The 22,192-nt window shown below is 67.1% G+C and carries 24 protein-coding genes and 3 tRNA genes; 5 read left to right on the top strand and 22 right to left on the bottom strand.

The features are described from left to right. Nucleotide 1 precedes the first annotated feature (1 nt). Nucleotides 2–979 carry a pirin family protein gene (locus E3T19_RS00725; RefSeq protein ID WP_088457308.1) on the top strand — a complete coding sequence of 326 codons (978 nt, stop codon included), beginning with the start codon at nt 2–4 and terminating at the stop codon, nt 977–979. A 21-nt stretch (nt 980–1,000) separates the two neighbouring features. Here E3T19_RS00725 and cls read toward each other — a convergent pair whose 3' ends face one another. The 16 genes from cls to tilS all read right to left on the bottom strand — a co-directional run bounded on the left by cls (nt 1,001) and on the right by tilS (nt 14,864). Then, on the bottom strand, nt 1,001–2,455 hold the full coding sequence (gene cls / locus E3T19_RS00720) for a cardiolipin synthase (RefSeq protein WP_088458123.1): 1,455 nt from the start codon (nt 2,453–2,455) through the stop codon (nt 1,001–1,003). Between the two features lie 11 nt (nt 2,456–2,466). Further along, nucleotides 2,467–2,643, bottom strand: coding sequence for a hypothetical protein (locus E3T19_RS18830; protein WP_165787932.1), 177 nt, complete (start codon nt 2,641–2,643; stop codon nt 2,467–2,469). 42 nt (nt 2,644–2,685) lie between these two features. After that, nucleotides 2,686–2,838: a hypothetical protein gene (locus tag E3T19_RS18825; RefSeq protein WP_165787931.1), complete on the bottom strand. Its 153-nt coding sequence runs from the start codon at nt 2,836–2,838 to the stop codon at nt 2,686–2,688. A 5-nt stretch (nt 2,839–2,843) separates the two neighbouring features. Continuing rightward, on the bottom strand, nt 2,844–4,385 hold the full coding sequence (gene lysS / locus E3T19_RS00715; RefSeq protein ID WP_134407814.1) for a lysine--tRNA ligase: 1,542 nt from the start codon (nt 4,383–4,385) through the stop codon (nt 2,844–2,846). 56 nt (nt 4,386–4,441) lie between these two features. Continuing rightward, entirely contained in the window at nt 4,442–5,317 is an 876-nt protein-coding gene (gene panC, locus E3T19_RS00710; protein WP_370028177.1) for a pantoate--beta-alanine ligase, read from the bottom strand. 2 nt (nt 5,318–5,319) lie between these two features. Next, complete coding sequence (locus tag E3T19_RS00705) at nt 5,320–6,108, bottom strand: Rossmann-like and DUF2520 domain-containing protein (protein WP_088457311.1); 789 nt, start codon at nt 6,106–6,108, stop codon at nt 5,320–5,322. Beyond that, on the bottom strand, nt 6,105–7,751 hold the full coding sequence (locus E3T19_RS00700) for a PH domain-containing protein (protein WP_088457312.1): 1,647 nt from the start codon (nt 7,749–7,751) through the stop codon (nt 6,105–6,107). The genes E3T19_RS00705 and E3T19_RS00700 overlap by 4 nt, the downstream gene beginning before the upstream one ends. Then, complete coding sequence (locus tag E3T19_RS00695; RefSeq protein WP_370028287.1) at nt 7,748–8,173, bottom strand: PH domain-containing protein; 426 nt, start codon at nt 8,171–8,173, stop codon at nt 7,748–7,750. The genes E3T19_RS00700 and E3T19_RS00695 overlap by 4 nt, the downstream gene beginning before the upstream one ends. Nucleotides 8,174–8,273: 100 nt before the next feature. Continuing rightward, the gene (locus tag E3T19_RS00690) at nt 8,274–8,762 is read right to left on the bottom strand and encodes a DUF3180 domain-containing protein (protein WP_134407813.1); all 489 of its coding nucleotides are present in this window, start codon (nt 8,760–8,762) and stop codon (nt 8,274–8,276) included. Beyond that, nucleotides 8,759–9,409, bottom strand: a complete 651-nt coding sequence (gene folK / locus E3T19_RS00685; protein ID WP_088457315.1) for a 2-amino-4-hydroxy-6-hydroxymethyldihydropteridine diphosphokinase — start codon at nt 9,407–9,409, stop codon at nt 8,759–8,761. Before folK ends, E3T19_RS00690 begins: the two co-directional genes overlap by 4 nt. Continuing rightward, on the bottom strand, nt 9,406–9,801 hold the full coding sequence (gene folB, locus E3T19_RS00680; RefSeq protein ID WP_088457316.1) for a dihydroneopterin aldolase: 396 nt from the start codon (nt 9,799–9,801) through the stop codon (nt 9,406–9,408). Before folB ends, folK begins: the two co-directional genes overlap by 4 nt. Beyond that, complete coding sequence (gene folP, locus E3T19_RS00675) at nt 9,798–10,604, bottom strand: dihydropteroate synthase (protein WP_134407812.1); 807 nt, start codon at nt 10,602–10,604, stop codon at nt 9,798–9,800. The genes folB and folP overlap by 4 nt, the downstream gene beginning before the upstream one ends. Beyond that, entirely contained in the window at nt 10,601–11,179 is a 579-nt protein-coding gene (folE, locus tag E3T19_RS00670; RefSeq protein WP_174776268.1) for a GTP cyclohydrolase I, read from the bottom strand. Before folE ends, folP begins: the two co-directional genes overlap by 4 nt. Nucleotides 11,180–11,189: 10 nt before the next feature. Beyond that, nucleotides 11,190–13,202 (bottom strand): ATP-dependent zinc metalloprotease FtsH, encoded by a 2,013-nt coding sequence (gene ftsH, locus E3T19_RS00665; protein ID WP_088458124.1) that lies wholly within the window; start codon nt 13,200–13,202, stop codon nt 11,190–11,192. Nucleotides 13,203–13,286: 84 nt separating this feature from the next. After that, nucleotides 13,287–13,847 carry a hypoxanthine phosphoribosyltransferase gene (gene hpt / locus E3T19_RS00660; RefSeq protein WP_088457319.1) on the bottom strand — a complete coding sequence of 187 codons (561 nt, stop codon included), beginning with the start codon at nt 13,845–13,847 and terminating at the stop codon, nt 13,287–13,289. A 21-nt stretch (nt 13,848–13,868) separates the two neighbouring features. Next, nucleotides 13,869–14,864 carry a tRNA lysidine(34) synthetase TilS gene (gene tilS / locus E3T19_RS00655; protein ID WP_088457320.1) on the bottom strand — a complete coding sequence of 332 codons (996 nt, stop codon included), beginning with the start codon at nt 14,862–14,864 and terminating at the stop codon, nt 13,869–13,871. Nucleotides 14,865–14,909: 45 nt separating this feature from the next. Between tilS and E3T19_RS00650 the strand changes: the two genes are divergently transcribed. Next, the gene (locus E3T19_RS00650; protein ID WP_088457321.1) at nt 14,910–15,401 is read left to right on the top strand and encodes an inorganic diphosphatase; all 492 of its coding nucleotides are present in this window, start codon (nt 14,910–14,912) and stop codon (nt 15,399–15,401) included. 78 nt (nt 15,402–15,479) lie between these two features. Here E3T19_RS00650 and E3T19_RS00645 read toward each other — a convergent pair whose 3' ends face one another. Both E3T19_RS00645 and E3T19_RS00640 read right to left on the bottom strand, forming a co-directional pair. After that, entirely contained in the window at nt 15,480–16,862 is a 1,383-nt protein-coding gene (locus E3T19_RS00645; protein WP_241979894.1) for an NlpC/P60 family protein, read from the bottom strand. Next, a complete protein-coding gene (locus tag E3T19_RS00640; protein WP_134407811.1) occupies nt 16,855–18,300 on the bottom strand; it encodes a peptidoglycan DD-metalloendopeptidase family protein in 1,446 nt (481 codons plus the stop codon). The genes E3T19_RS00645 and E3T19_RS00640 overlap by 8 nt, the downstream gene beginning before the upstream one ends. A gap of 286 nt (nt 18,301–18,586) precedes the next feature. Here E3T19_RS00640 and E3T19_RS00635 point away from each other — a divergent pair. From E3T19_RS00635 to E3T19_RS00625, 3 genes are all read left to right on the top strand, one after another. After that, nucleotides 18,587–18,659: transfer RNA gene (locus E3T19_RS00635), tRNA-Glu, on the top strand. A gap of 78 nt (nt 18,660–18,737) precedes the next feature. After that, nucleotides 18,738–18,814 (top strand) — tRNA-Asp (locus tag E3T19_RS00630). 68 nt (nt 18,815–18,882) lie between these two features. After that, nucleotides 18,883–18,955, top strand: a tRNA-Phe gene (locus E3T19_RS00625). A gap of 128 nt (nt 18,956–19,083) precedes the next feature. Here E3T19_RS00625 and E3T19_RS00620 read toward each other — a convergent pair. The 4 genes from E3T19_RS00620 to E3T19_RS00605 form a co-directional block, all read right to left on the bottom strand. Beyond that, nucleotides 19,084–19,338, bottom strand: coding sequence for a hypothetical protein (locus tag E3T19_RS00620; protein ID WP_134407810.1), 255 nt, complete (start codon nt 19,336–19,338; stop codon nt 19,084–19,086). Nucleotides 19,339–19,830: 492 nt separating this feature from the next. Further along, nucleotides 19,831–20,574, bottom strand: coding sequence for a hypothetical protein (locus tag E3T19_RS00615; protein ID WP_241979887.1), 744 nt, complete (start codon nt 20,572–20,574; stop codon nt 19,831–19,833). A gap of 143 nt (nt 20,575–20,717) precedes the next feature. Further along, the gene (locus tag E3T19_RS00610) at nt 20,718–21,236 is read right to left on the bottom strand and encodes a hypothetical protein (protein ID WP_134407808.1); all 519 of its coding nucleotides are present in this window, start codon (nt 21,234–21,236) and stop codon (nt 20,718–20,720) included. 47 nt (nt 21,237–21,283) lie between these two features. Further along, the gene (locus E3T19_RS00605; protein WP_134407807.1) at nt 21,284–22,063 is read right to left on the bottom strand and encodes a hypothetical protein; all 780 of its coding nucleotides are present in this window, start codon (nt 22,061–22,063) and stop codon (nt 21,284–21,286) included. Between the last annotated feature and the right edge of the window lie 129 nt (nt 22,064–22,192).

Here is a 22,192-nt window from a genome sequence, read left to right as displayed (position 1 = left end):
TGTGAGCAACCTCGAAACCGAACCGGTCGAACTCGTCTGTGACCCCAGCACGACCACCGAGGTGGATATTGTCATCCTGCAGCCCCGGGATGTTCCCCTGGGCGGTCTGCGGGCGATGGGCGTGCGTCGCACTCTCCCCCAGCGCGCGAGAAGCCTGATCGGCGCCTGGTGCTTCGTCGATCACTACGGCCCGGACGACGTGTCGGTCACCGGCGGGATGGTGGTGCCGCCGCATCCGCACACCGGGTTGCAGACGGCGAGCTGGCTGTTCGCCGGCGAGGTCGAGCACCGTGACAGCGTCGGCAGCCTCGCCCTGGTCCGGCCGGGCGAGCTGAACCTGATGACCGCGGGTTCCGGTATCAGCCACTCCGAGGTGTCCACACCAGACACCACGGCGCTGCACGGGGTGCAGCTGTGGATCGCCCTGCCCGAGCTCACCCGACACCAGGCGCCGCACTTCGAGAACCACGTCATCACACCGGTGACGCGCGGCGCGGTCACCCTGCACGTGTTCCTGGGAACCCTGGCCGGACAGACCGCCGCCGCCACCGGGGACACCCCGCTGGTCGGCGCTCAGATCGACCTGCCGGCCGGGTCGTCGATCGACCTCGACGTCGACCGGTCTTTCGAACACGGGGTGCTCGTCGACGTCGGCACCGTCAGTGTCGGCGGCGCACCAGTGCACCGGAACGAACTGGGCTTCATCGACAGCGGACGTCCGGTCATCCGCCTGGAGAACACCGGCGACAGCCCGACCCGGGTGCTACTGCTGGGCGGTGAGCCGCTCGGCGAGCAGATCGTGATGTGGTGGAATTTCATCGGCCGCAGCCACGAGGAGATCACCGCCTGGCGGGACCAGTGGCAGGCGGAGGTGATCGACGGCTCGGATGCCGCCGGCCGGTTCGGCCACGTCGCGTACCATGGTGCTCCGCTGCCTGCGCCGATGCTGCCCACCGTGCGGCTCAAACCCCGCCGCTGAACCGCGGTTCGCCGGCCGCGGCTACTGCACGGCGGAGGTCAGCCTGGCCAGGTTGTCGAGGATCGTCGAGCGCAACGGCTGCTTCATCCACTCTTCGAGGGTGAGCTCCCGACTGTCTGCCCGGTAGCCGTCCTCCACCGCCCGCAGCGCCTGCACGAATGACGCCCCACGCACCATCAGGGACACCTCGAAGTTGAGGCTGAACGAACGCATGTCCATGTTGCTCGAGCCGATCACGGCGACGTCGTCGTCGATGGTGAAGTGCTTGGCGTGCAGAACGTACGGCGCTTTGTACATGTAGATCTTCACGCCCGCCTGCAGCAGTTCCTCGTAGTAGGAACGTTGTGCGTGGTAAACGAGAGCCTGGTCGCCGATCTCGGAGACGAAAAGTTCCACGTGCAGGCCGCGCTGCACGGCTGTCGTGATCGCGTACATGATCGACTCGTCCGGCACGAAATACGGGCTGGTGATCACGATGCGTTCCTGCGCGTAGTACAGCAGCGCGAGGAACAGGCGCAGGTTGTTCTCGCCCTCGAAGCCGGGTCCGCTGGGCACGACCTGGCAGTCGATGGCATCCGAGATGTCCTCGGGGTGCACGGGCTCGATGTCGCGGGTGAGCAGCTCGTTGGTCTCGCTGTACCAGTCGGTGATGAAGATCGCGTTCAGGCCCGAGACGATGGGGCCTTCGAGCCGCACCATCAGGTCTTTCCATTTGAGGCCGCGGCGGATGTTGCTCTTCATGTTGTAGGTGCGGTCGATCACGTTCTGCGAGCCCATGAACCCGACCCGGCCGTCGACGATGACGAGTTTGCGGTGGTTGCGCAGGTCGGGCCGCTGCCACTGGCCCTTGAACGGCTGCAGCGGCAGCATCAGCTGCCACTGCACCCCGGATTCGGTGAGCCGTTTCTTGGTTTGTTTGAAGCCCGGCTTCCGCATCGACTGGATGTGGTCCATCAGCACCCGCACCGTCACGCCGCGCTTGACGGCGTTCTCCAAAGCGTCGAAGAACGGCGTCGTGGTGGGGTCGAGGGAGAGGATGTAAAACTCGACATGCACGTACTTCCGGGCCTTGTCGATATCGGCGACCATCGCGGCGAAGGTCTCCTCATAGTTGCCGTGCAGCCGCGCCCGGTTGTCGCCGACGAGCGGCATCGCGCCGAGATTGCGGTTGAGCGCGACCACGGATTCGAGCCAACCCGGCCACGGGTGGTCGCGTTGCACGCGTTCCATGCCGGCGGTGCTGTCGAGGATGAACTGGTTGATCTCGGCCTGCATTTCCACCCGACGCTTGGGCAGGGTGCGATAGCCGATCAGCAGGAAGAGCAGGAAACCGAGGTAGGGGATCAGGAAGATCGCCAGCAGCCACGCCATGCCGGAGGTGGGCCTGCGGTTGCGGGGTACGACGATGATCGCGATCACCCGGATGGCGAAGTCAACAAGGAATGCCACCACGAGAAGGATGGTGGAAAGGTCAATACCGAACACGGTTAGGCGGCCGGTTTGTCAAGGCCGAGTCTGGCCCGCTCCTCGGCTTCGACCCGCGCGTAGGCGTTTCGTTCGGTGCGGTCTGAACGGATGATGGCGCGCACGATGATCCAAAAGAGCACCCCGACCAAAACCGTGGGCGCGAGCGAGTACAAAGCGTTGGCCCAGAAGCTATCCATAGTCCCTTCAGCCTACGCGATCTGGACGCGCCCGCCGCCGGGCTACTTGGTGAGGATGCCGAAGATCCCGGAACCGAGCAGGTACAGGCCGACGCCACCCACCACGATCCAGATCATGATCCGGTTGGTCGACGGGCCCTTCTTCTTGCCGTCGTCATCCGGCTTCAGCTGGTCCTTGGGCAGAAAAGTCATCATGCGGGTTACTTTACCAACGGGAACAGAATGGTCTCCCGGATACCGAGGCCGGTCAGGGCCATCAGCAACCTGTCGATGCCCATTCCCATGCCACCGGTGGGTGGCATGCCGTGCTCCAGGGCCCGAAGGAATTCTTCGTCCAGACGCATCGCCTCCGGGTCGCCGCCGGCGGCGAGCCGGGCCTGCTCCATGAAGCGTTCGCGCTGCACGACGGGGTCGACGAGCTCGGAGTAGCCGGTGGCCAGTTCGAAGCCGCGGATGTAGAGGTCCCACTTCTCCACGACGCCGTCGATCGAGCGGTGGCCGCGCACCAGCGGGCTGGTGTCCACCGGGAAGTCGAGCACGAAGGTGGGCCGGACCAAGTCGCCCTTGACGAAGTGCTCCCACAGCTCTTCGACGTACTTGCCGTGGATGGGGTGGTCGACCTCGACGCCTTCGGCGGCGGCCAGGGCCTGCAGCTCGGCCAGCGGGGTGGCCGGGCTGATGGTGCGTCCCACGGCGGCGGAGAGGCTGTCGTACATGCTGATGCGGTCCCACTGGCCGCCCAGGTCGTACTCGGTGCCGTCGGCCCAGGTGACCACGTGCGAGCCGCCGGTGATGGCTGCAGCAGCATCCTGGATCAGGGTCTGGGTGAGCTCGGCGATCGAGGTGTAGTCGCCGTAGGCCTCGTAGGCCTCGAGCATCGCGAATTCGGGCGAGTGGGTGGAGTCGGCGCCCTCGTTGCGGAAGTTGCGGTTGATCTCGTAGACCCTGTCGATGCCGCCGACGACGGCGCGTTTGAGGAACAGCTCCGGTGCGATGCGCAGGAACAGTTCGGTGTCGAACGCGTTGCTGTGGGTGGAGAACGGCCGGGCCGAGGCGCCGCCGTGCAGGGTCTGCAGCATCGGCGTTTCGATCTCGAGGAAGCCGCGCGCGGTGAAGGTGGCGCGCAGGCTCGCGACGGCCTGGGAGCGCTGCACCACGGTGCGGCGGGCCTGCTCACGGGCGATGAGGTCGAGGTAGCGGCTGCGCACCCGGGTCTCTTCGCTGAGTTCGGAGTGCAGGTTCGGCAGCGGCAGCAGTGCCTTGGCGGCGATCTGCCACTCGGTGACCATGACCGACAGTTCGCCGCGGCGGGAGGAGATGACCTCACCGGCGACAAAGACGTGGTCGCCGAGGTCGACGAGGTCCTTCCAGGCGGCCAACGATTCGTCGCCGACGGCGGCGAGCGACACCATGGCCTGGATGCGGCTGCCGTCGCCGGCCTGCAGGCTCGCGAAACAGAGCTTGCCGGTGTTGCGCAGATGCACCACCCGACCGGCCAGGCCCACGGTCTCGCCGGTGGCGGCGTCCGCTTCGAGCTCGCCGTACCGGGCGCGCACGGCGGGGATGGTGTGGGTGACGGGCACCGACACCGGGTAGGCGCCGCCGGCCGGGCTGGACGCGGCCGCGTTCAGGCGGTCACGCTTGGCCAGACGCACGGCCTTCTGCTCGGTCAGTTCGGCCGCGGCCTGTGCGTCATCGTTGCTGGGCGTGTTGCCGGGCACGGCGTCGGGGGTGGTGCTCATGCGGTTCTCCGTCGGTGGGCGTACACGGGCCAGGCCCGGCACCCCGTTGAAAGCGGTTAGGGGATGTCCAGTGAAATGTTGTCGATCAACCGGGTGCTGCCGACCACCGCGGCGACCAGCATCCTGGCCTGGCCGCGGTAGTCGTCGTCGACCGGCAGGAAGGTGTGCGGGTGCACGACAACCAGATAGTCCAGTTTAACCAGAGGCGCGGCCCCGATCACCGCGTGGGCGGCAACTATCGCGACGGGAACCCCGGAGTGGGCCGCGGCCGCGGCCGCGGTCAGGCCCACGAACAGCGACCTGGCCGCGGTGCGGGCGGGCTCGTCGAGGTTGCGGTTGCGGCTCGAGCGGGCCAGGCCGTTGTCTTCCCGCACCGTGGGCACGACCTCGATGCGCACCCGCAGATTGAGGTCGGCGACCATCCTCTCCACCAGGAAAACCTGCTGGGCGTCCTTCTGACCGAAGACGGCGATGTCGGGTTCGACGATGTTCAACAGCTTCGCGACGACGGTGAGCATGCCGTCGAAGTGGCCGGGCCGGGCGGCACCCTCGTAGAGACCGCCGACCGCGCCTGCGGTCAGTCGGGTCGACGAGGCGCCGTCCGGGTACATCTCCTGGGCGTGCGGGGCGAAGACGAATGCGGCGCCCTCCTCCGCCAGCGCCGCCACGTCGGCGTCGAGGGTGCGCGGGTAGGTGTCAAGGTCTTCGTTCACCCCGAACTGCAGCGGGTTGACGAAGACCGACACGACCACGATGTCGCCGACGGCGACGGCACGCCGCACGAGCTCCCGGTGCCCGGCGTGCAGGGCGCCCATGGTGGGAACGAGCACGACGTGGGCATCGCCGCCCCTGGCCGCGGCGTTCTGTTTGGCGAGGCAGAGGCTATTACGCAGCTCGTCTATCGTGTCGATGACTTCTGGCTTGGTGAGCACGGTCACTGGTCCTCCGGGTCGAACGGGTGGGGCGGGTGGGGCGGGTATGGCGGGTCGAGCAGGTGGGTGGTGTCGCCCAGATCAGCGAGGTCGTCGAGCGGATGCCTGGCGCCGGTGCGGGTGAGGGCGTTCTCGATGGCCGAGCGCACCAGCGGCGCGATCACGGCTCCCGGCGCCTCGATGCCGATCTCGCTGAGCAGCCGGGTGGATTGGTCGACGATCGAGCTGGAGAACGCCGTGGCGGTCTCGATGGCCTCGGAGTAGACCTCCCGGTCGCCCTCGGCCACGATCACCGGTTCGCCGCCCATCTCCACTACCAGGGCCTGCGCGATCGGCAGCACGGGGGCTGGGGCGGTCACGGCAAAGTAGCTGTCGGCCAGGCGGCTGATGTCCAGGCTGGTGCCCGTGAACGCCATCGCCGGGTGGATGGCCAGCGGGATCGCGCCGGCCCGCTGGGCGGGCAGCAGCACGTTGGTGCCGTAGCGTGCGGAGGTGTGCAGAACGAGCTGGCCGGGCTGCCAGGTTCCCGTGGCCGCGAGGCCGGTCACGAGGCTGTCGAGCTGGTCGTCCGGCACCGCGATGATCACCAGTTCGCTGCGCTCCACCACCTCGGGCACGGTGAGCACGGGAACGCCCGGCAGGATCGCTTCCGCGCGGTCGCGGCTGGCCTGCGAGATCGCGGAGATCCCGATCAGGGCGTGCCCGGCTCCGGCGAGAGCGGCGGCGAGGATGGGTCCGACATGGCCGGCGCCGATGACGCCGATCCCCAGACGGCCCGGTCGCACCGTCACGAGGTCACCTCCGCGGCGGCGGCGGGACCGACCGGGCTGGCGGGTCGCGGGGTCGGCGCTGGGTCCTGGTCGATGCGACTCCAGTGGTGGCTGGTGTCTGACTCCGCGGACGCGACGGCACCGGCGGTGACGGTCTCCAGCAGGCGCACGGCCTCCCCCACGTCGAGCACGCCGAGGGTCGCGGTCACCGGTCCGGTCACGGTGTGCAGCCTGGCGGTGGCCAGTCGAAGACGGCGTCGGACGGGTCCCTGGTTGATGCCGACGCTTTGCAGACGGGCCAGGGGCACCAGAACGAGTTCCCTGGACAGCACGCCGCGGCGGAGCAGGACGGCGCCGGCGGATACCGCGTAGCCGGTGCGGCGCCAGGAGAACGGTCGCAGCCAGGCCGCCCGGCGGGGCGCGTTGCGGAAGCCGTCGTCGCCGCCGCGGGAGATGAGGCCGTGCTGGATCAGGATCCGCTGCTCGTCGAGCGCGAACCCGGGCAGGATCAGCTCGAGGACCTTCGCCACGTCGGTCAGCGACCCGACAGGCAGCACCGTGGTCGCCGCCTGTCCGGCTGCGCCGTCGTTGGTGGAGTGGCCGGCCTTGTTGATGCTGATCTGCCACCATCCGAAGGGCCGCCAGGCCAGCGGCTGGGTCACGCCGATGGCGTGGATGCGTCCGGGCGGCAGGGTCTCGTTGCTCGTGGTGAGCAGCCCGAAGCCCACCCGCACGCCGTCCCTGGTACCGGCGATGCTGTACCGCAGCGATTTGGTGAACCTGGAGACGTAGTATCCGATGCTCGCGATGAGGCCGGGGAAGATCGCGATCAGCAACCACTCGCTGCCGCCGACGATGACGCTCACGATGAGAGCGACGATGGCCACGGCGACGAAGACCGTGAAGCCGCTGAACACTATCGAGCCGATCAGCCGCAGCACCGGGATCCGGACGACCGACTCCGGCGGGGCGGCGTCAGGGTCCAGTTCGGGTGCGAGGAATTCGCCCACCCGGCTGGTGGCGTAGTCGTTCAGGGCCTGGCGGCGGCCGGCGTGCGCGGCGGTCGCCGTGTCGGCGGGGATCTGTGCGGGGTCGCCGGCCGGCAGCGGCGCCTCTGGCACGCTCTCGCCCGCGACGGGCCGGGGCTGGCGTGCACCGGAGGCCAGCTGCAGGATGTCGCGGCGCAGCCCGTCGGCCAGCGCAGAGCCGAGATAGGCGAGCTGCACGTTTGCGTCCTGACCGGCCACGCTCACCTCGAGCTTGGCCGCACCGAACAGCCTCGGGATGAGGGGGCGCACGATGTTAACGCCCTGGATGCGGTCCAGGCGCGCCTGCCGGTGGCTGCGGAACAGGATGCCGCTGCGGACCTCGACGGATTCGTCGCTGACCCTGAAGGTGTGCATCCGCCAGGACAGGGTGAACGCGATGAGGATGACGATGAGGATCGCGGCGGCGATGAGCAGCGCCCAGCCCACGGCGCCGCGCTCGTAGATCTCATCGAGGGGGTCGCCGGATTGCCGTGGGATCCCGAAGACCACGTCGACGAAGCGCTCGCGCAGGTTGGCGATGACGAAGCCGAGCAGGGCGAAGACGAAGATGCCGCCGCGCAGCACCGGGCTCGCTGGATGCAGGCGGTGCCAGTCCCCGTCGGCGAGGGAGGTCACAGCCCGGCCCGCCTGCTCTCGGCCAGTTCCACCAGGCGGTCGCGGAGGGCATCCGCGTCGGCCTCGGCGAGGCCGGGGATCGCGACGCCGGAGGACGCGGCGGCCGTGACGAACTTGAGGTCGGCGAGGCCGAGCAGGCGCGCGACCGGGCCGCGGGTGATGTCGACCAGTTGCATGCGGCCGTAAGGCACCGACACGAACCGCTGGTACATGATGCCGCGCCGAAAGAGCAGGTCGTCGGCGCGCAGCTGGTACCCGATCGAGCGCACCCGGCGGGGCTCGAATGCCAGCGAGACCATGGTGATCAGCGCGATCAAGCCGCCCACCCAGGCGGCCCAGACCTGGTCAAGCAGCAGCCAGAGGGCCCCGGCGGCGGCGCACACTATGAGCAGGAAGATGACGGTCCCCACGATTTCGACCATGACGTACTTCGGCGACACGCGCTTCCATTCGCCCGCCTCCGGCAGGTCGAGGCGGGCACCGACGGGCGCCACGGCCTCGATGGGATCGCTGCCGGGGTAGTCAGGCACGGGCTGCTCCGCCATCGTTCGGTCCCCCATCGTCGTGATCGTGGTCGTCCGGCGGCAGTGTGCAGAAATGCTCCGCTACGAGACCGCCCGCGAGGAGGAGCACGGCGCCGAGCGCCATCCCGATTGCGAGCCACAACGATGTTACCGCCGGTACCACCGACCGGGTGAGGATGAAAGCCACGATGCCGAGGCCCACGCCGAGCAGGAGCGCACTGGACAGGCTGGATGCCTTGGCGAGCAGGGCGATCCGCATTGCCAGGAACGGGTCGACGCGTTTTGTCGCCCGACCTCTGGTGGCCTGGCGGATGGGCCAGGCCAGGCAGACGAGGATCACGGCGATCAGGATCAGGGCCAGGGGCAGGGTGAACGGCGGAACTATGATCGGCGCGCTCCAGGCCGTCGCCGCCAGTTCGACCAGGAACCCGACGACGAGCCCGGCCAGGCCCAGCGCGATCAGCGGGGTGGGGTGGGTGCGCTTCATCGGCGATCGTCCTCGTCCTCGGGGAGGTCTCCGGTGGGGTCGTCCGGGGTGCCCGGTCGCGGTCGGCCCGGTGTCTTGTGCAGGGTCTCGGTGTGGGCGACCTCGGTATGCGCGGGGTCGGTGCTCGCGGTCACCGGATGCGCCCTGGCGGTGCGTGCGGTGACGGCCAGGAGTTCGCGCACCCGGCCCCGGCCGGGCAGCTCGGCGTCGGGGTCGATGTCGAGCCAGGGAGCCAGCACGAAGTCACGTTCCGCCGCGCGCGGGTGCGGGAGGGTGAGCCTGTCGTCGTCGATGCGGAGGTCGCCCAGGCAGATCAGGTCGATGTCCAGGGTGCGGTCGCCCCAGCGTTCCTCCCGGACCCGGCCGTGGTCGTTTTCGATGGCGTTGACGGCGTCGAGCAGGGCGTGCGGTTCGCCCGTCCAGAGCACGCTCACCACAAGGTTGAGGTAGCCGGGTGCGGTGAGGTCCACCCCGTCGGGCTTCACGGCGTCGGAGGCGTACACCGGGGAGATCGCGGTGAGTTGCGCGCCCGGCAGTTCGGCGACGGCGCGCACGGCGGCGGCCAGGGTGCCCTCGCGGTCACCGAGGTTACTGCCCAGTGCGAGCACGGCGGTGCGCGCCGGAGCGGCGGCTGCGGCGTCGGTCATGCGCGGCTCCCTTCGGTTTGCGTGCGTTCGATTCGCGTGCGTTCGATCTGCACCGACACATCCTCGAAGGGGATCTCGATGGGAGCCTGCGGCTTGTGCACTGTCACCTGCACGCGTTCGGCGGCGTCGTGCGCGAGCACCACGTCGGCGATGCGCTCGGCGAGGGTCTCGATGAGATCGACGGGGTCGCGGCGCACGGCGTCGGCGACCTCCTCGGCGAGTTCGCCGTAGTGGATGGTGCGGGTCAGGTCGTCACCGGACGCCGCCGCACGGAAATCCAGCCAGACCGTCACGTCGATGACGAACTCCTGGCCGTTCTCGCGTTCGAAGTCGAAGACACCGTGGTGCGCGGTGATCCGCAGCCCGGTGAGGGTGATCGAGTCGGTGCTCATGACCCTATTCTGGCCGAATCGACCCGGGCGAGCACGTTGAGGGCGGCCCGGGTACCCGCCACGTCGTGCACCCGAACGGCCCAGGCGCCCGCCTGGGCGGCGAGCACGCTGAGCACGGCGGTCGGCAGATCCCGGTCGAGGATGGTGGCGTCTTCCGGCAGCACGCCGGCCAGGAATCGTTTGCGGGAGGCACCGACCATGACGGGTAGGCCGAGCGGAGCGAAGGCGTCGAGCCTGGCGAACACCCGCCAGTTCTGCTCGGCGTCCTTGCTGAAGCCGAGTCCGGGGTCCACGACGATCTGGCTGCGCGCCACCCCGGCAGCCTCGAGCACGGCGACTCGTGCGGTCAATTCGGCGACCACGGTGGCGACCACGTCGTCGTACTCAGCGAGGGTGTCCATGGTGCGGGCGTGGCCGCGCCAGTGCATCGCGATGTATGTGAGGCCGGTGCGGGCGACCACCGCCGCCATACCGGGGTCGGCCAGGCCGCCGGACACGTCGTTGATGATGTCGACCCCGGCGTCGGCGGCCCGTTCGGCGGTCTCGGAGTTGAGAGTATCGACACTGGTCATGATGCCCAGCCGGCGCAGCTCGGTGATCACGGGCAGTACCCGGTCCTGCTCGACCTGGGGCGACACCCGGTCGGCGCCGGGCCGGGTGGATTCCCCGCCGACGTCGATGAGGTCGGCTCCCGAGGAGTGCAGGTCCACGGCGTGCCGCACGGCAGCGTCGGTACTCGCCCACCGGCCACCGTCGCTGAACGAGTCGGGAGTGACGTTGAGCACACCCATCACCAGGGTCACCGCACGACCTGCGTCCCGCCGATGAGGGCGATGATCTCCGAGCGAGCAACGGGCAAGGCCAGGTCGCCACGGCTGGCCATGGTCACGGTGGAGCTGTGGGTCTGGCGAGGGCCCCTGGTGGTCACGCAACCGTGGCTGGCATCGAGGACCACCAGGATCCCGCGCGGCGCCAGCCCGGTCTCGAGGGTGTCGGCGATCTCTTCGGTGAGCCGTTCCTGCAGTTGGGGCCTGGCGGCAAGGGTCGTCACGACGCTGGCCAGTTTGCCCAGTCCCACGATGCGCTCACCGGGCAGGTAGGCCAGGTGGGCGGTGCCGAGGAACGGCAGCAGGTGGTGTTCGCAGACGGAACGGAACTCGATGTCACGCAGCAGCACCAGTTCACCGGTCCGGTCTCCGACCGGCACGGTGTCTCTCAGGTGGTCGAGCGGGTCCTGGCCGAGACCGGCGAAGAACTCGGCGTAGGCCGACGCCACCCGCTCCGGGGTCGACGCCAGGCCGGCCCGGCCGGGATCCTCACCGATGGCGGCGAGGATCTCGGCGACGGCCGCTTCGATGCGTGGCTGGTCGACTCCCACGGGGGCCGGTCTACGCGGTTGCGGGGCGCGGTTTGAGTGCGGGGGCGCGCTTGGGCTTGTCCGCATCGGCGCCGCCGCTGGTGACGCCACCGTCGACCGCCGCACCGTCGATGGGCGCCTTCGGCGTCGGCATCGCGATGGGGGGCAGGTCGGAAACCGGGCGCTTGTCGCTGGAGAGCCACTGCGGGCGCGGCGGCAGCTTCTGCACGTCGGCGAAGATCTCCACCAGCGCGGTCTGGTCGAGAGTCTCGTGTTCGAGCAGCTTCGCGGCCAGGTCGTCGAGGATCGCCCGGTTGGCGTTGATGACCGTGTAGGCCTCGTCGTGCGCGTTCTCGAGCAGCTGGCGCACCTCGGTGTCCACCCGCTCCGCAAGCCGCTCCGAGTAGTCGCGCTGGTGGCCCATGTCGCGGCCGAACATCATCTCACCGGAGGCCGAACCGAGCTTGAGCGGTCCGACATCACTACTCATGCCGAACTCGGTGACCATCTTGCGAGCCGTGGCGGTGGCCTTCTCGATGTCGTTCGAGGCGCCGGTGGTGGGGTCGTGGAAAATGATCTCCTCGGCGACCCGGCCGCCCATGGCGTAGGCGAGCTGGTCGAGAAGCTCGTTGCGAGACACCGAGTAGCGGTCCTCGAGCGGCATCACCATGGTGTACCCCAGGGCGCGGCCGCGGGGCAGGATGGTGATCTTGGTCACGGGGTCGGTGTTGCGCATGGCCGTGGCAACGAGAGCGTGCCCGCCCTCGTGGTACGCGGTGATGAGCTTCTCCTGGTCGCGCATCACGCGGGTGCGGCGCTGCGGACCGGCCATGACCCTGTCGACGGCTTCGTCGAGGGCGCGGTTGTCGATCAGCTGGGCGTTGGAACGCGCGGTCAGCAGTGCGGCCTCGTTGAGCACGTTCGCCAGGTCGGCGCCGGTGAAGCCCGGCGTCTTGCGGGCGAGCACCTCGAGGTCGACGCCGGCGGCCATCGGCTTGCCCTTGGAGTGCACCTCCAGGATGCGCTTGCGGCCGAGCATGTCGGGGGCGTCGACGCCGATCTGACGGTCGAAACGTCCCGGACGCAGGAGCGCCGGGTCGAGGATGTCGGGCCGGTTGGTGGCCGCAATGAGGATCACGTTGGTCTTGACGTCGAAGCCATCCATCTCCACCAGGAGCTGGTTGAGGGTCTGCTCGCGCTCGTCGTGGCCGCCGCCCATGCCGGCGCCGCGGTGGCGCCCGACGGCGTCGATCTCGTCGACGAAGATGATCGCCGGGGAGTTCTCCTTGGCCTGCTGGAACAGGTCGCGCACCCGGCTGGCACCGACACCGACGAACATCTCGACGAAGTCGGAACCGGAGATCGAGTAGAACGGAACGCCTGCCTCGCCGGCGACGGCGCGGGCCAGAAGGGTCTTTCCGGTTCCGGGAGGACCGTACAGCAGCACGCCCTTCGGGATCCGGGCGCCGACGGCCTGGAACTTGGCCGGTTCCTTGAGGAAGTCCTTGATTTCTTGCAGCTCTTCGATGGCTTCGTCCGCGCCGGCTACGTCGGTGAAGAAGACCTGCGGGGTCTCCTTGGAGACGAGTTTGGCCTTCGACTTGCCGAACTGCATGACCTTGTTGCCGCCGCCCTGCATGCCGGAGAGCATCAGCCAGAAGAACGCACCGATCAGCAGGACCGGCAGGAGGATGCCCAGCAGCGACAGGAACCAGCTGGCCTGGGGAACCTCGTCAGTGAAGCCGTCCTTCGGGTCGGCGTCGGTGACGGCGGCGACGACCTCTTCGCCGCGGGGGGCCACGTAGTAGAACTGCACCTGCTCGCCGTAGGTCGAATCGGCCTTGCTGAGGGTGAGGTCGACGCGCTGATCGCCGTCGACGATCTTCGCCTCAGACACCTTCCCGTCCTTCAGGAAATCCAGGCCCTGCTGGGTGGAAATCTCGCGGAAGCCAGACATGGTCAGGAGGCTCGACCCCACCCAGACGGCGATGACAGCCAGGATGATGTAGAGGAGCGGCCCGCGCAGAAGTTTCTTGACGTTCATGGTGGTCACAGGCTACCGCTCTCGTACTGGGGGAACACCGAGTGTTCGCCCAAAGGTGAACTGGAGGACGTGGTGCAGCGGAGCCTACTCGCCGGTGGAATATACGTGTGGAGCCAGCACCCCGACGCTGCGCAGGTTGCGGTACTTCTCGGCGTAGTCCAGACCGTAGCCGACAACGAACTGGTTGGGGATGTCGAAGCCCAGGTACTTGACGTCGATCTCGACGCGGGCCGCGTCGGGCTTCCGGAGCAGGGCGCAGATCTCGAGCGAGGCCGGCCCGCGGGACTTGAGGTTCGCCATCAGCCAGGACAGGGTGAGGCCGGAGTCGATGATGTCCTCGACGATGAGGACGTGGCGGCCGTGCAGGTCGGTGTCGAGGTCCTTCAGGATCCGCACGACACCGCTGGACTGGGTGCCTGACCCGTAGGAGCTGACGGCCATCCAGTCCATCGTGACGGGGTGCACGAGTTCGCGGGCCAGGTCGGCCATGACCATGACCGCGCCCTTGAGCACGCCCACCAGGAGCAGGTCCTTGCCGGCGTAGTCCGCTTCGATCTGCCGCGACATCTCGGCCAGGCGAGCGCGAATCTCGGTCTCTTCGATCAGGATTTCGGTGAGGTCGCCGTCAATGTCACGAGGTTCCATGGGAGTGGAAGAGTCCTTTGTTTAGGTGGGTCGAGGAGCAGAAAACACGAGCGTTCCCCCCAGACGTTCCACTCTAACGCCTGGCAGGTCGAGCGCATTCTGCCCGTGCCAGTCGGTGACGAGCCTGGCGACGGCCAAGGTGTGGCTGCGTTCCCAGGCAACCCCGAACTCCCGCGCCACCACGTGGCGGATCATCCGCTGGCGGAGGGCCGCCGGGTGCACGGCCAGCGCGGCGACGGACACCCCGATGCCGGCTTCGGCCGGTTCGCAGATCTCCTCGACGAGGTCCCGCACCAGGGCGTCGAGGGCGTCGGCATCCTCACGCAGCGTCTCGGCGGTACGGGCGAGCGCCTCGGCGATGCCCGGCCCGAGCTCGGCCTCGAGCACCGGCAGCACCCGTTGGCGCACCCGCACCCTGGCGTAGCGGGGGTCGGCGTTCTGCGGGTCGGACCAGGCCGGCAGGCCCGCATCCAGGCAGGCCTGCCGGGTCACGACGCGGCGGATGCCCAGCAGCGGCCGCCGGTACGGCCCGCTGATCGACGCCATGCCCTGCAGGCTCGTCGCCCCCGAGCCGCGTGCCAGGCCTAGCAGCACGGTCTCGGCCTGGTCGTCGAGGGTGTGGCCGAGCAGCACCGCGATCGCGCCCGTGCCGGCCAGTGCCTGCTCGAACGCGGCGTACCGCGCGGTCCGCGCGGCGGCTTCGGGGCCGTCGCCGGCGTCTGGCGTCACCGTCACCGGCACGATCAGCACCGGATCCAGGCCGAGAGCCTGAGCCTGTCCGGCCGCGACGGCGGCGGTGTCGGCCGAGCCGGCCTGCAGGCCGTGGTCGACGATGACGGCGCCGGCAGTGAGCCCGGCCCGGGGCGCCTCGAACGCCGTCGCCGCGGCCAGGGCCAGCGAATCCGCTCCCCCGCTCAGCCCCACCAGGACCAGGCCGGCCTCCGGCAGCAGCTCGCGCACGGCACGGCGCAGGTCGGCGATGGCCGGCGACAGTCGCGGGCGGCGGGTGGACTCCATCCAGTAACGTTATCCGCAGACTTCGAATAAGGGAGATACCAGGCCATGGCCGAATACGACGCAGTCATTGAAATCCCACGCGGTAGCCGCAACAAGTATGAGGTGGACCACGAAACCGGTCGGGTCTACCTCGACAGGGTGTTGTACACGAGCTTCGTGTACCCCACCGACTACGGGTTCTTCGAGAACACCCTGGGCCTGGACGGCGACCCCGTCGACGTTCTGGTGCTGCTCGACTTCCCGTTGTTCCCCGGCGTCGGCGTGTCCGTACGCCCCGTCGGCGTGTTCAACATGACCGATGACGGCGGCTCAGACGCCAAGGTCATCGCGGTTCCGGCCGGCGACCCGCGCTGGGACTACATCCAGGACGTCACCGACATCCCGGAGTACACCCGCAAGGAGATCGAGCACTTCTTCGAGCACTACAAGGACCTTGAGCCGAACAAGTGGGTCAAGACCGAGGGCTGGGGCGACGCCGCCGAGGCCGACCAGATTGTGCGCGACGGCCTGAAGAAGCTCGTCGACGAAGGTCACTGACCCACAGCGACGCGCTGAACCGACAGAAGCCGCCTCCCATCAGGGAGGCGGCTTCTGCTGTGTGCCGGGGTCTGTTGCTTAGGACGGTCGGCCGACGTACGGCGCGACCTGGCCTGGCGACCAGATGCTGTGCACCCGAACGGGCTTGCCCACGTCCGGCGCCTCGAGGATCTGTCCGCCGCCGACATAAATGGCCACGTGATAGTAATTCCCCGGCGAACCCCAGAAGACGAGGTCGCCCACCTGCACCTGCGAGAACGAGACGAGCTTGCCCTGACCGGCCATGGTGTTGTACTGGTTGGTCGCCGAGTGGGTGCCGATGTAGATGCCCGCGGCTGCGTAGGCGGCCTTGGTCAGACCGGAACAGTCCCAGACGTCGGGGCCGGAGCCGCCGAGCTTGTAGGCGTCGCCGAGCTGCGCACGGGCGAAGGCGATGACGGTGCCGACGGCTGAAGCGTTGGGTGCGGCCGGGGCGGACTCGACGGGCGGCGGCGCCGGAACAGCGGGAGCAGGAGCAGCGGGAGCAGGGGCGGCGGGAGCCGGAGCAGCGGGAGCCGGAGCAGCGGGAGCTGGAGCCGCGGGAGCCGCCGGAGCCGCAGCGGCCGGAGCATCGGGTGCGGAAGCGGCCGGCGGATTGTTCTTGACGGCGGCCGCAGCGACGGCCTGGGCCTTGGCCAGCGCGGCGGCGGATGCGGCGGCGTCCAGCCCGGTTTGGTACTCGCGCTCCACGTCGGCGGTGGTGTCCTTCAGCAGGGCCAGCTGTTCGTAAAGCTCCGACGACTTCTTCAGCTCGACGTCGAGCGCGGCCTGGGCGCCCAGCGCGGCGTCGCTGGCCGATTCGTACTTCTCCTTGGACTCGGCGCTGAGACGCTTGCGTTCCGCGGTGGCGGCGGCAGCCTGGGCGATGAGCGATTCCGCGGTGTTCTTGTCCTGCACGGCCTGCCGGTAGATGGTCTCGGACTGCTCGCTGAGCTTGCTGGCCGTGCCGAGCTGGCTGAGCAGGTCGTCGGCGGTATTGCCGTTGAGGAACAGGTTGAGGGAGAGGTCCTGGGCACCGGTCTTGGCCAGGTGTGCGGCAATTAAGCCGGCGCGCATCTTGGACGTGTCAGCGGCCTTCTGCGCCACCGCGGACTGCTTGTCCAGGCTCTCCTCCCGGGCCGTGGCTGCATCGAGGTCGTCCTGAGTGACCCTGTAGGCCTCCGCGGCCATCTGGGAGCCCTGCGACGCCACCGCCGACGACTCCTGCAGGCCCTTGAGCAGTCCGGTGAGGTTCTCGATTTCCTTCGCCTTGGTGGCCTCGCTCAGCTTGGCCTTGGCAACTTCGTCCCAACTCGGGTAGTCCTCGTCGGCGAAGGCCGGCACGGCCACGCCGGCCGCGGCGGTGACGGAGCCGATCATCGCTGCCGACAGCAGCGCGGCCGAGGTACGCCGCGAGCGGCGGGTGGACGTGTGCTCAGCCAAGAGGCGCTCCCCTGTCGGACATGAACGGAACGGCGTTGATCCGGTTGCCGCCGCTGAACACCTCGAAGTGCAGGTGGCAACCGGTGGAGGCGCCGGTGGTGCCGGAGCTGGCGATGTTCTGGCCGACCGAGACCTGCTGGCCGACCGAGACGAAGATGCCACCATCGCGGATGTGGGCGTAGCCGGTCATGATGCCGTTGCCGTGGCTGATCTGGACGAAGTTACCGTAGGTGCCCTTGCGGCCCGCGTATTCGACGGTTCCCGATGCTGCCGCGTAGATCGGAGCGCTGCAGCCGGTGCCGATGTCGGTGCCGTAGTGGAAACCGCCGCTGCAGCCGCCGCTGCCGCAGAGGACGGCGCGGGCGCCATAGCCGTCGGTGATGCGTCCGCCGGCGGGAACACCCCAACCCTGGCTGCCGACCTGGCCGCCGCTGAGGCCTGCGCCGGGAGATCCGGTTGAGCCGCCGGACGAGGGGGCCGGTCGGGAGGCCGCGGCGCGTGCGGCTTCGGCCGCGATGGCGGCGAGGCGCGCCTTTTCGGCTTCCGCGGCGATCCGGGCCCGTTCTGCGACGCCGGCCTCGTAACCCGCGGTGGTGGTGGCCTGGGCGTCCTGCATGAACTGCAGTTGCTGCTCGAGGATCACGCTCTGCGCTTCGGAGTCGGCCAGCGCACCGGCTGCGGCGTCCGCCGCCTCCTGGGCAGCCACCATGGCGGCTTCGGCCTCGATTCGGAGGGCCTCGCGCTCGGCCTGGGCCACAGCGGCCTGGTCGCCCAGGGCCTGAGCGGTGTTGTTGGCGGTCTGGGCCTGGTCGTAGACGTCGGTGCTGCGTTCGACGAGTTTGCTCATGCTGCCGAGCTTGGACAGCAGCTCGTCGGCGCCCGCGCCGCTCTTCTGCCCGTCGATGAAGAGGTTGACGCTGAGGTCAGTGCCGCCGGTGCGGTACAGCTGCGCGGCAAGCTGACCGGCCTGGGTGGTCGCGGCGTCCGCCTCGGTCTTGCTGGTGTCGGCCTGAGCCTGCAGGTCGCCGGCGCGACGGCTGGCGTCGTCAAACTTCTCCTGGGCGGTCTGGAGCTCGACTCCACGCGCCTCGGCTTCCGCCTGGGTGCGTTCCACCTCGGTCTGCAGGCCGGCGATGAGGTTCTGGATCTCGGTGACCTGGGCGGCGGCAGCGTTGGTGTTGGACTTGGCGGCCAGCACGTCTGGCCAGCTCGGGTAGTCCACGGCCATGGCCGGGCTGATCGGGCTGGCGAGCGTCACCGCGAGGGTCAGGGCGGCGGCGAAGCCGGTCACGCCCATCGTCGCCCGGCGAACGCCGATGCGCCCGCGTCGGGGCTGCTGCCGGTTCGGCCGCAGCCGGCTGAGGCCGGCGTTGACTCCGCGGCTGATCACGGTGGCCGTGCGCTTCATAACTCCCCGATCGGGCTCGTGCTTTGTCACATTTGTCACTGTGGTAACTCTCGTCACAATAACAAACCCCGCTGAGTGGCCAGGGTTCGAATAAAACCTAACCCCCGGGTGCTCCGGTTTGCCGCCCATTCGTGGGCGCGGTGAAAAGCGACACGCCGAGCTGAGAATCGGGTCGGATTCGGGTTCTGGCCCGGAATCACGCGGCGAACGGGCCCTCGGCCCGGCCCCGCGGGCAGCGGCCACTATGGCCGATTTGAACTATCGCTCCGCCAACACTTATGATTATGCGTCGGAAGTCATCAGCTTCCGGGAGTTCGGCCCCATCGTTTAGCGGCCTAGGACGGCGCCCTTTCACGGCGTTAACACGGGTTCGAATCCCGTTGGGGCTACGCATACTGTATGTTGTACTCGGCACAAAAAGTTAGACAGCATCACACAGCAGCATCGCAAGAAAAGCATCAAAGTTTGGCCCTGTAGCGCAGTTGGTTAGCGCGCCGCCCTGTCACGGCGGAGGTCGCCGGTTCAAGTCCGGTCAGGGTCGCCAAGGCGACAAGCCCTTTCGAAAGAAGGGGCTTTTCGTCCTTTCGAAGGCGTCTCTCGAGCCGCGTTCGAGGCCCTGTAGCTCAGTTGGTAGAGCGTTCGACTGAAAATCGAAAGGTCACCGGATCGACGCCGGTCGGGGCCACTTGGCCATCTGCGGGCTTCTACCGCGGGTGGCCATTTTTTTTGCCCGAAACAGGCGAGCTCATCCCGGCCGAGTCGAGCGGATGCGTGTCAGCCGAACTTCAGATCCAGCACCTGACCACCCGATGTCTATGTGAGCTCCGGATCCGGACCCCGGTAGTGGAAAAACCCCGACAACGCCCCCTTTGTAGCCTCCAGATCGACCACGACCCCGCTGGGCGCGTATGCACGGCCTGAAGGAATGCGAATCTCCGTCTCATCCGTTCCTTCGATTGAACCCAGGATGCGCCACTGGTTCGTCTCCTGAGCGTTCGCTACGCAATGCACGATGAATCCCGTCGCCGGATCGCCTATCGCCTCGAACACAGCGTCATTGCGTTCCACATAGAACCTCCCGGACTCAGCGCTATTCCACGATGCAAGAGCAGCCAGCGATTTCGTCTTCGCTCGATCTGTCCGGGGCTCCTCAACACCGTTGATCAACCACACATCAGGGAGTTTCGGCTTGGCCGCACGAATCCGTTGTCTTGCGATATCTCCCACCTTGACCCCAAGAGCATTGGCTAGCACTAGCACCAGCCATAGGCCGGACCAAGCCGAGGGAGTTGGGAAAGAAAAACGGACTCCACCACAACGAGAACGATGAACACAAGCATCACGTTGCGATCACGAACGAGACTTCGAACCGTGCCGCCTCCGACGAGACCCGCAATGACTACGACGAAGATCTCCAAGCCGTAAAGGCCGTTGAGTGTTTGAAGCACGGCCCAATAGATGCCTACAGCGAAAAGTATTGCAACACCGAGTTTTATCTATGTGTCGCGGATAACACGTTGACGCCGCTGCGGTTTACTCATGCCGTGAAAGCTTCCTTCGCTAATGTGTCGTCAGACGTGTCGACTCAGCTTCGATGCCCACCACCCATTCCGGACCGAACGACGAGGCCTCGGGGTTTGCGAGGAAATCGGCCAATGCCGTTTCAACCGAAGCCAGGTCATGAACCAACCGCGCCGGCATGAACCCCTGTACATCTCCCATCGGAACTTCCACCGACTCATCCGCGACGCCCGCAGATTGCAGCACAGCCCAGGAATCGTCGTCGGTCGAATCAGCATTCCGATGACACACCATTCCCGGATCCACCCCACCCGCCACTTCAAAACGAGCGGAACCATGCTCAACGGACACCCGCCCGGATTTCTTGCTGTCCAAGGAACGCAGCGCGGCTATGGCCGCCGACCGGGCCTCCTCCACAGTCGTGAATCCTTTCGCATCCACGGTCCAGGGCGCAGCCGCCTGAACTGTGCGATTCGCTACAGCACGCCCCCATGCCACTCCCGCAAGCGTCCCCGCAAAGAACCCGCCGAACCACGCGTATCCAGACGAACCCAGAATCACGCAAACTGCGACAAACAAAACGAGAACGACAGAACCGATCCACGGCCGCGGGACACCAAATCTCGTTAGCCAGGCGCCGACGCCCAGTCCCGCGAGCATTGCTCCAACCTCAAGAAGCACTCGCTCCCTCGGCACGAACACCACACCCGCGATCGTCGCCAGCAATACCACCCCGCTGAAAATGAGTGCCCCCTTCCAGGGACGCCGACGAGTTGTTGTCACGATATCCAACTTTCTGTGCCTGTCTATCACCAGCCCAGCCAATTTTGAACCAGCTCTCCGCCGTATCCGACGCCGCTGCCAACTAGGCCACCATTCCAGAGCCCAGCAGTATTCGTCTGATTCGTATTAAACGGAGCCGTCACTTATCCGACGAAATATCCACCTGCAGCCAGGATCGCGTCACCCATGATCCACTGGCCGACGACACCTGCCACAACGATTGCCGTTCCGAGGATAAACAACCCAACGCGCGACCCCTTCCGCATGTGATGCGCGTCAGGTTTTCTTCCTCCCCACCAAAATCCAAAGAGAACTACGAGGCACGGAAGCATAGCGATCTGCATGGGAATCCCACTCCCGCTCCGGTCGTACTTCCCGTCATACGGCATTCGAGTGCCCCAAGGGACATTCATGAATACGAAAATGCCGATTCCGAGACAAACCACGAACCCCGCTACACAGAGTGCACGCACAAACTTCGCGGCAGTCTTCCCTAAGAGCAGATCCTGCTCGGTGAAACCGGCACCCTCAGCTTTGTCCCCTAGGTCCGGGTCCACACCATCAGCTACCACAGCGTCACTCCGGTCTCTTCGGCCACAAACCACGCTTTCAACGAAAGCCCCGGCACGAACTCCATCGTAGGCAGGGAAGGAGCGGGTCACCCGTCCAGGGTCAGACTCAACTCCGAGGCTCCAGGAACCGTAAAAAGCTAGCCGAACTTCAGATCAAGTGCGGCATCTCCAGACGTCCAGGCAAGCTCCGGGTCAGGGCCCCGGTAATGGAAGAAGCCGAGTAAAGCCCTGCCTGCAGTTTCGAGATCGACCACAGCACCGCTGGGAGCATGCGCAGCTCCCGAGGGTATTACGATCTCGGTTTCTTCATTGCCGTCAACCGAGCCGAGCATCCACCACTCCTTCTCTTCCCGGAAATTTGCTGCGCAATGCACGATAAAGCCCGTCGCCGGACTTCCCATCGCCTCGAACAAACCCATGTTGCGCTGCACATAGAAACGTCCCGCCCCCGCACTATCCCAGGACGAAAGCGATGCGGTCGACGCACTCTTCGCGCGATCAGTCAACGGCACCTCCACACCATTAACAACCCATACATCACGGATGACTTCCCGTTTACTATCTAATGCTGCGAGGCGGATTACATTGCCGACCATTACGCCAATTGCTGTCGCGGGAACCAGCACTGGCCAGAGGCTAGACCAAGGAGCGGTGGAATGGGAAAGAAGCAGCCCTTCCACTGCGACAACGAGGACAAGTATCGTCGTCACCCAACGCGCTCTGACGAGCCCCCGGACGAGGCCCCCCACAAGAATGCCGGCAGCAAGCAGTAAACCGATCTCCAGACCGTGCGCCCCTGTAGTCAAGGAGAGTGTGGAAAAAAATATCCCCCCGGCAAAAAACAGAACCATCACCCACAGAAGCCACGCTGCCCGGAGGAAATGAAGAAAAGATGGCCAGCCCTGCATATCTTTCATATCCTCAATCGCTTGCAATTAGAGGCTTCACGTAGCGGTTCGGACCCTAGTTTTCATTCCCCGGTCTATACGTGTTCGGGTGCCAATCACTACTCGTCTCACCGGATGCCCCGGGTCGAGAGTGCGGCG

Origin of the sequence: Cryobacterium sp. TMT4-31, from assembly GCF_004403385.1 — a bacterium.
GTDB classification, from domain to species: domain Bacteria; phylum Actinomycetota; class Actinomycetes; order Actinomycetales; family Microbacteriaceae; genus Cryobacterium; species Cryobacterium zongtaii.
Note: the sequence above shows the minus strand (reverse complement) of the source record. Positions and strands in the feature narration are given on the sequence as shown.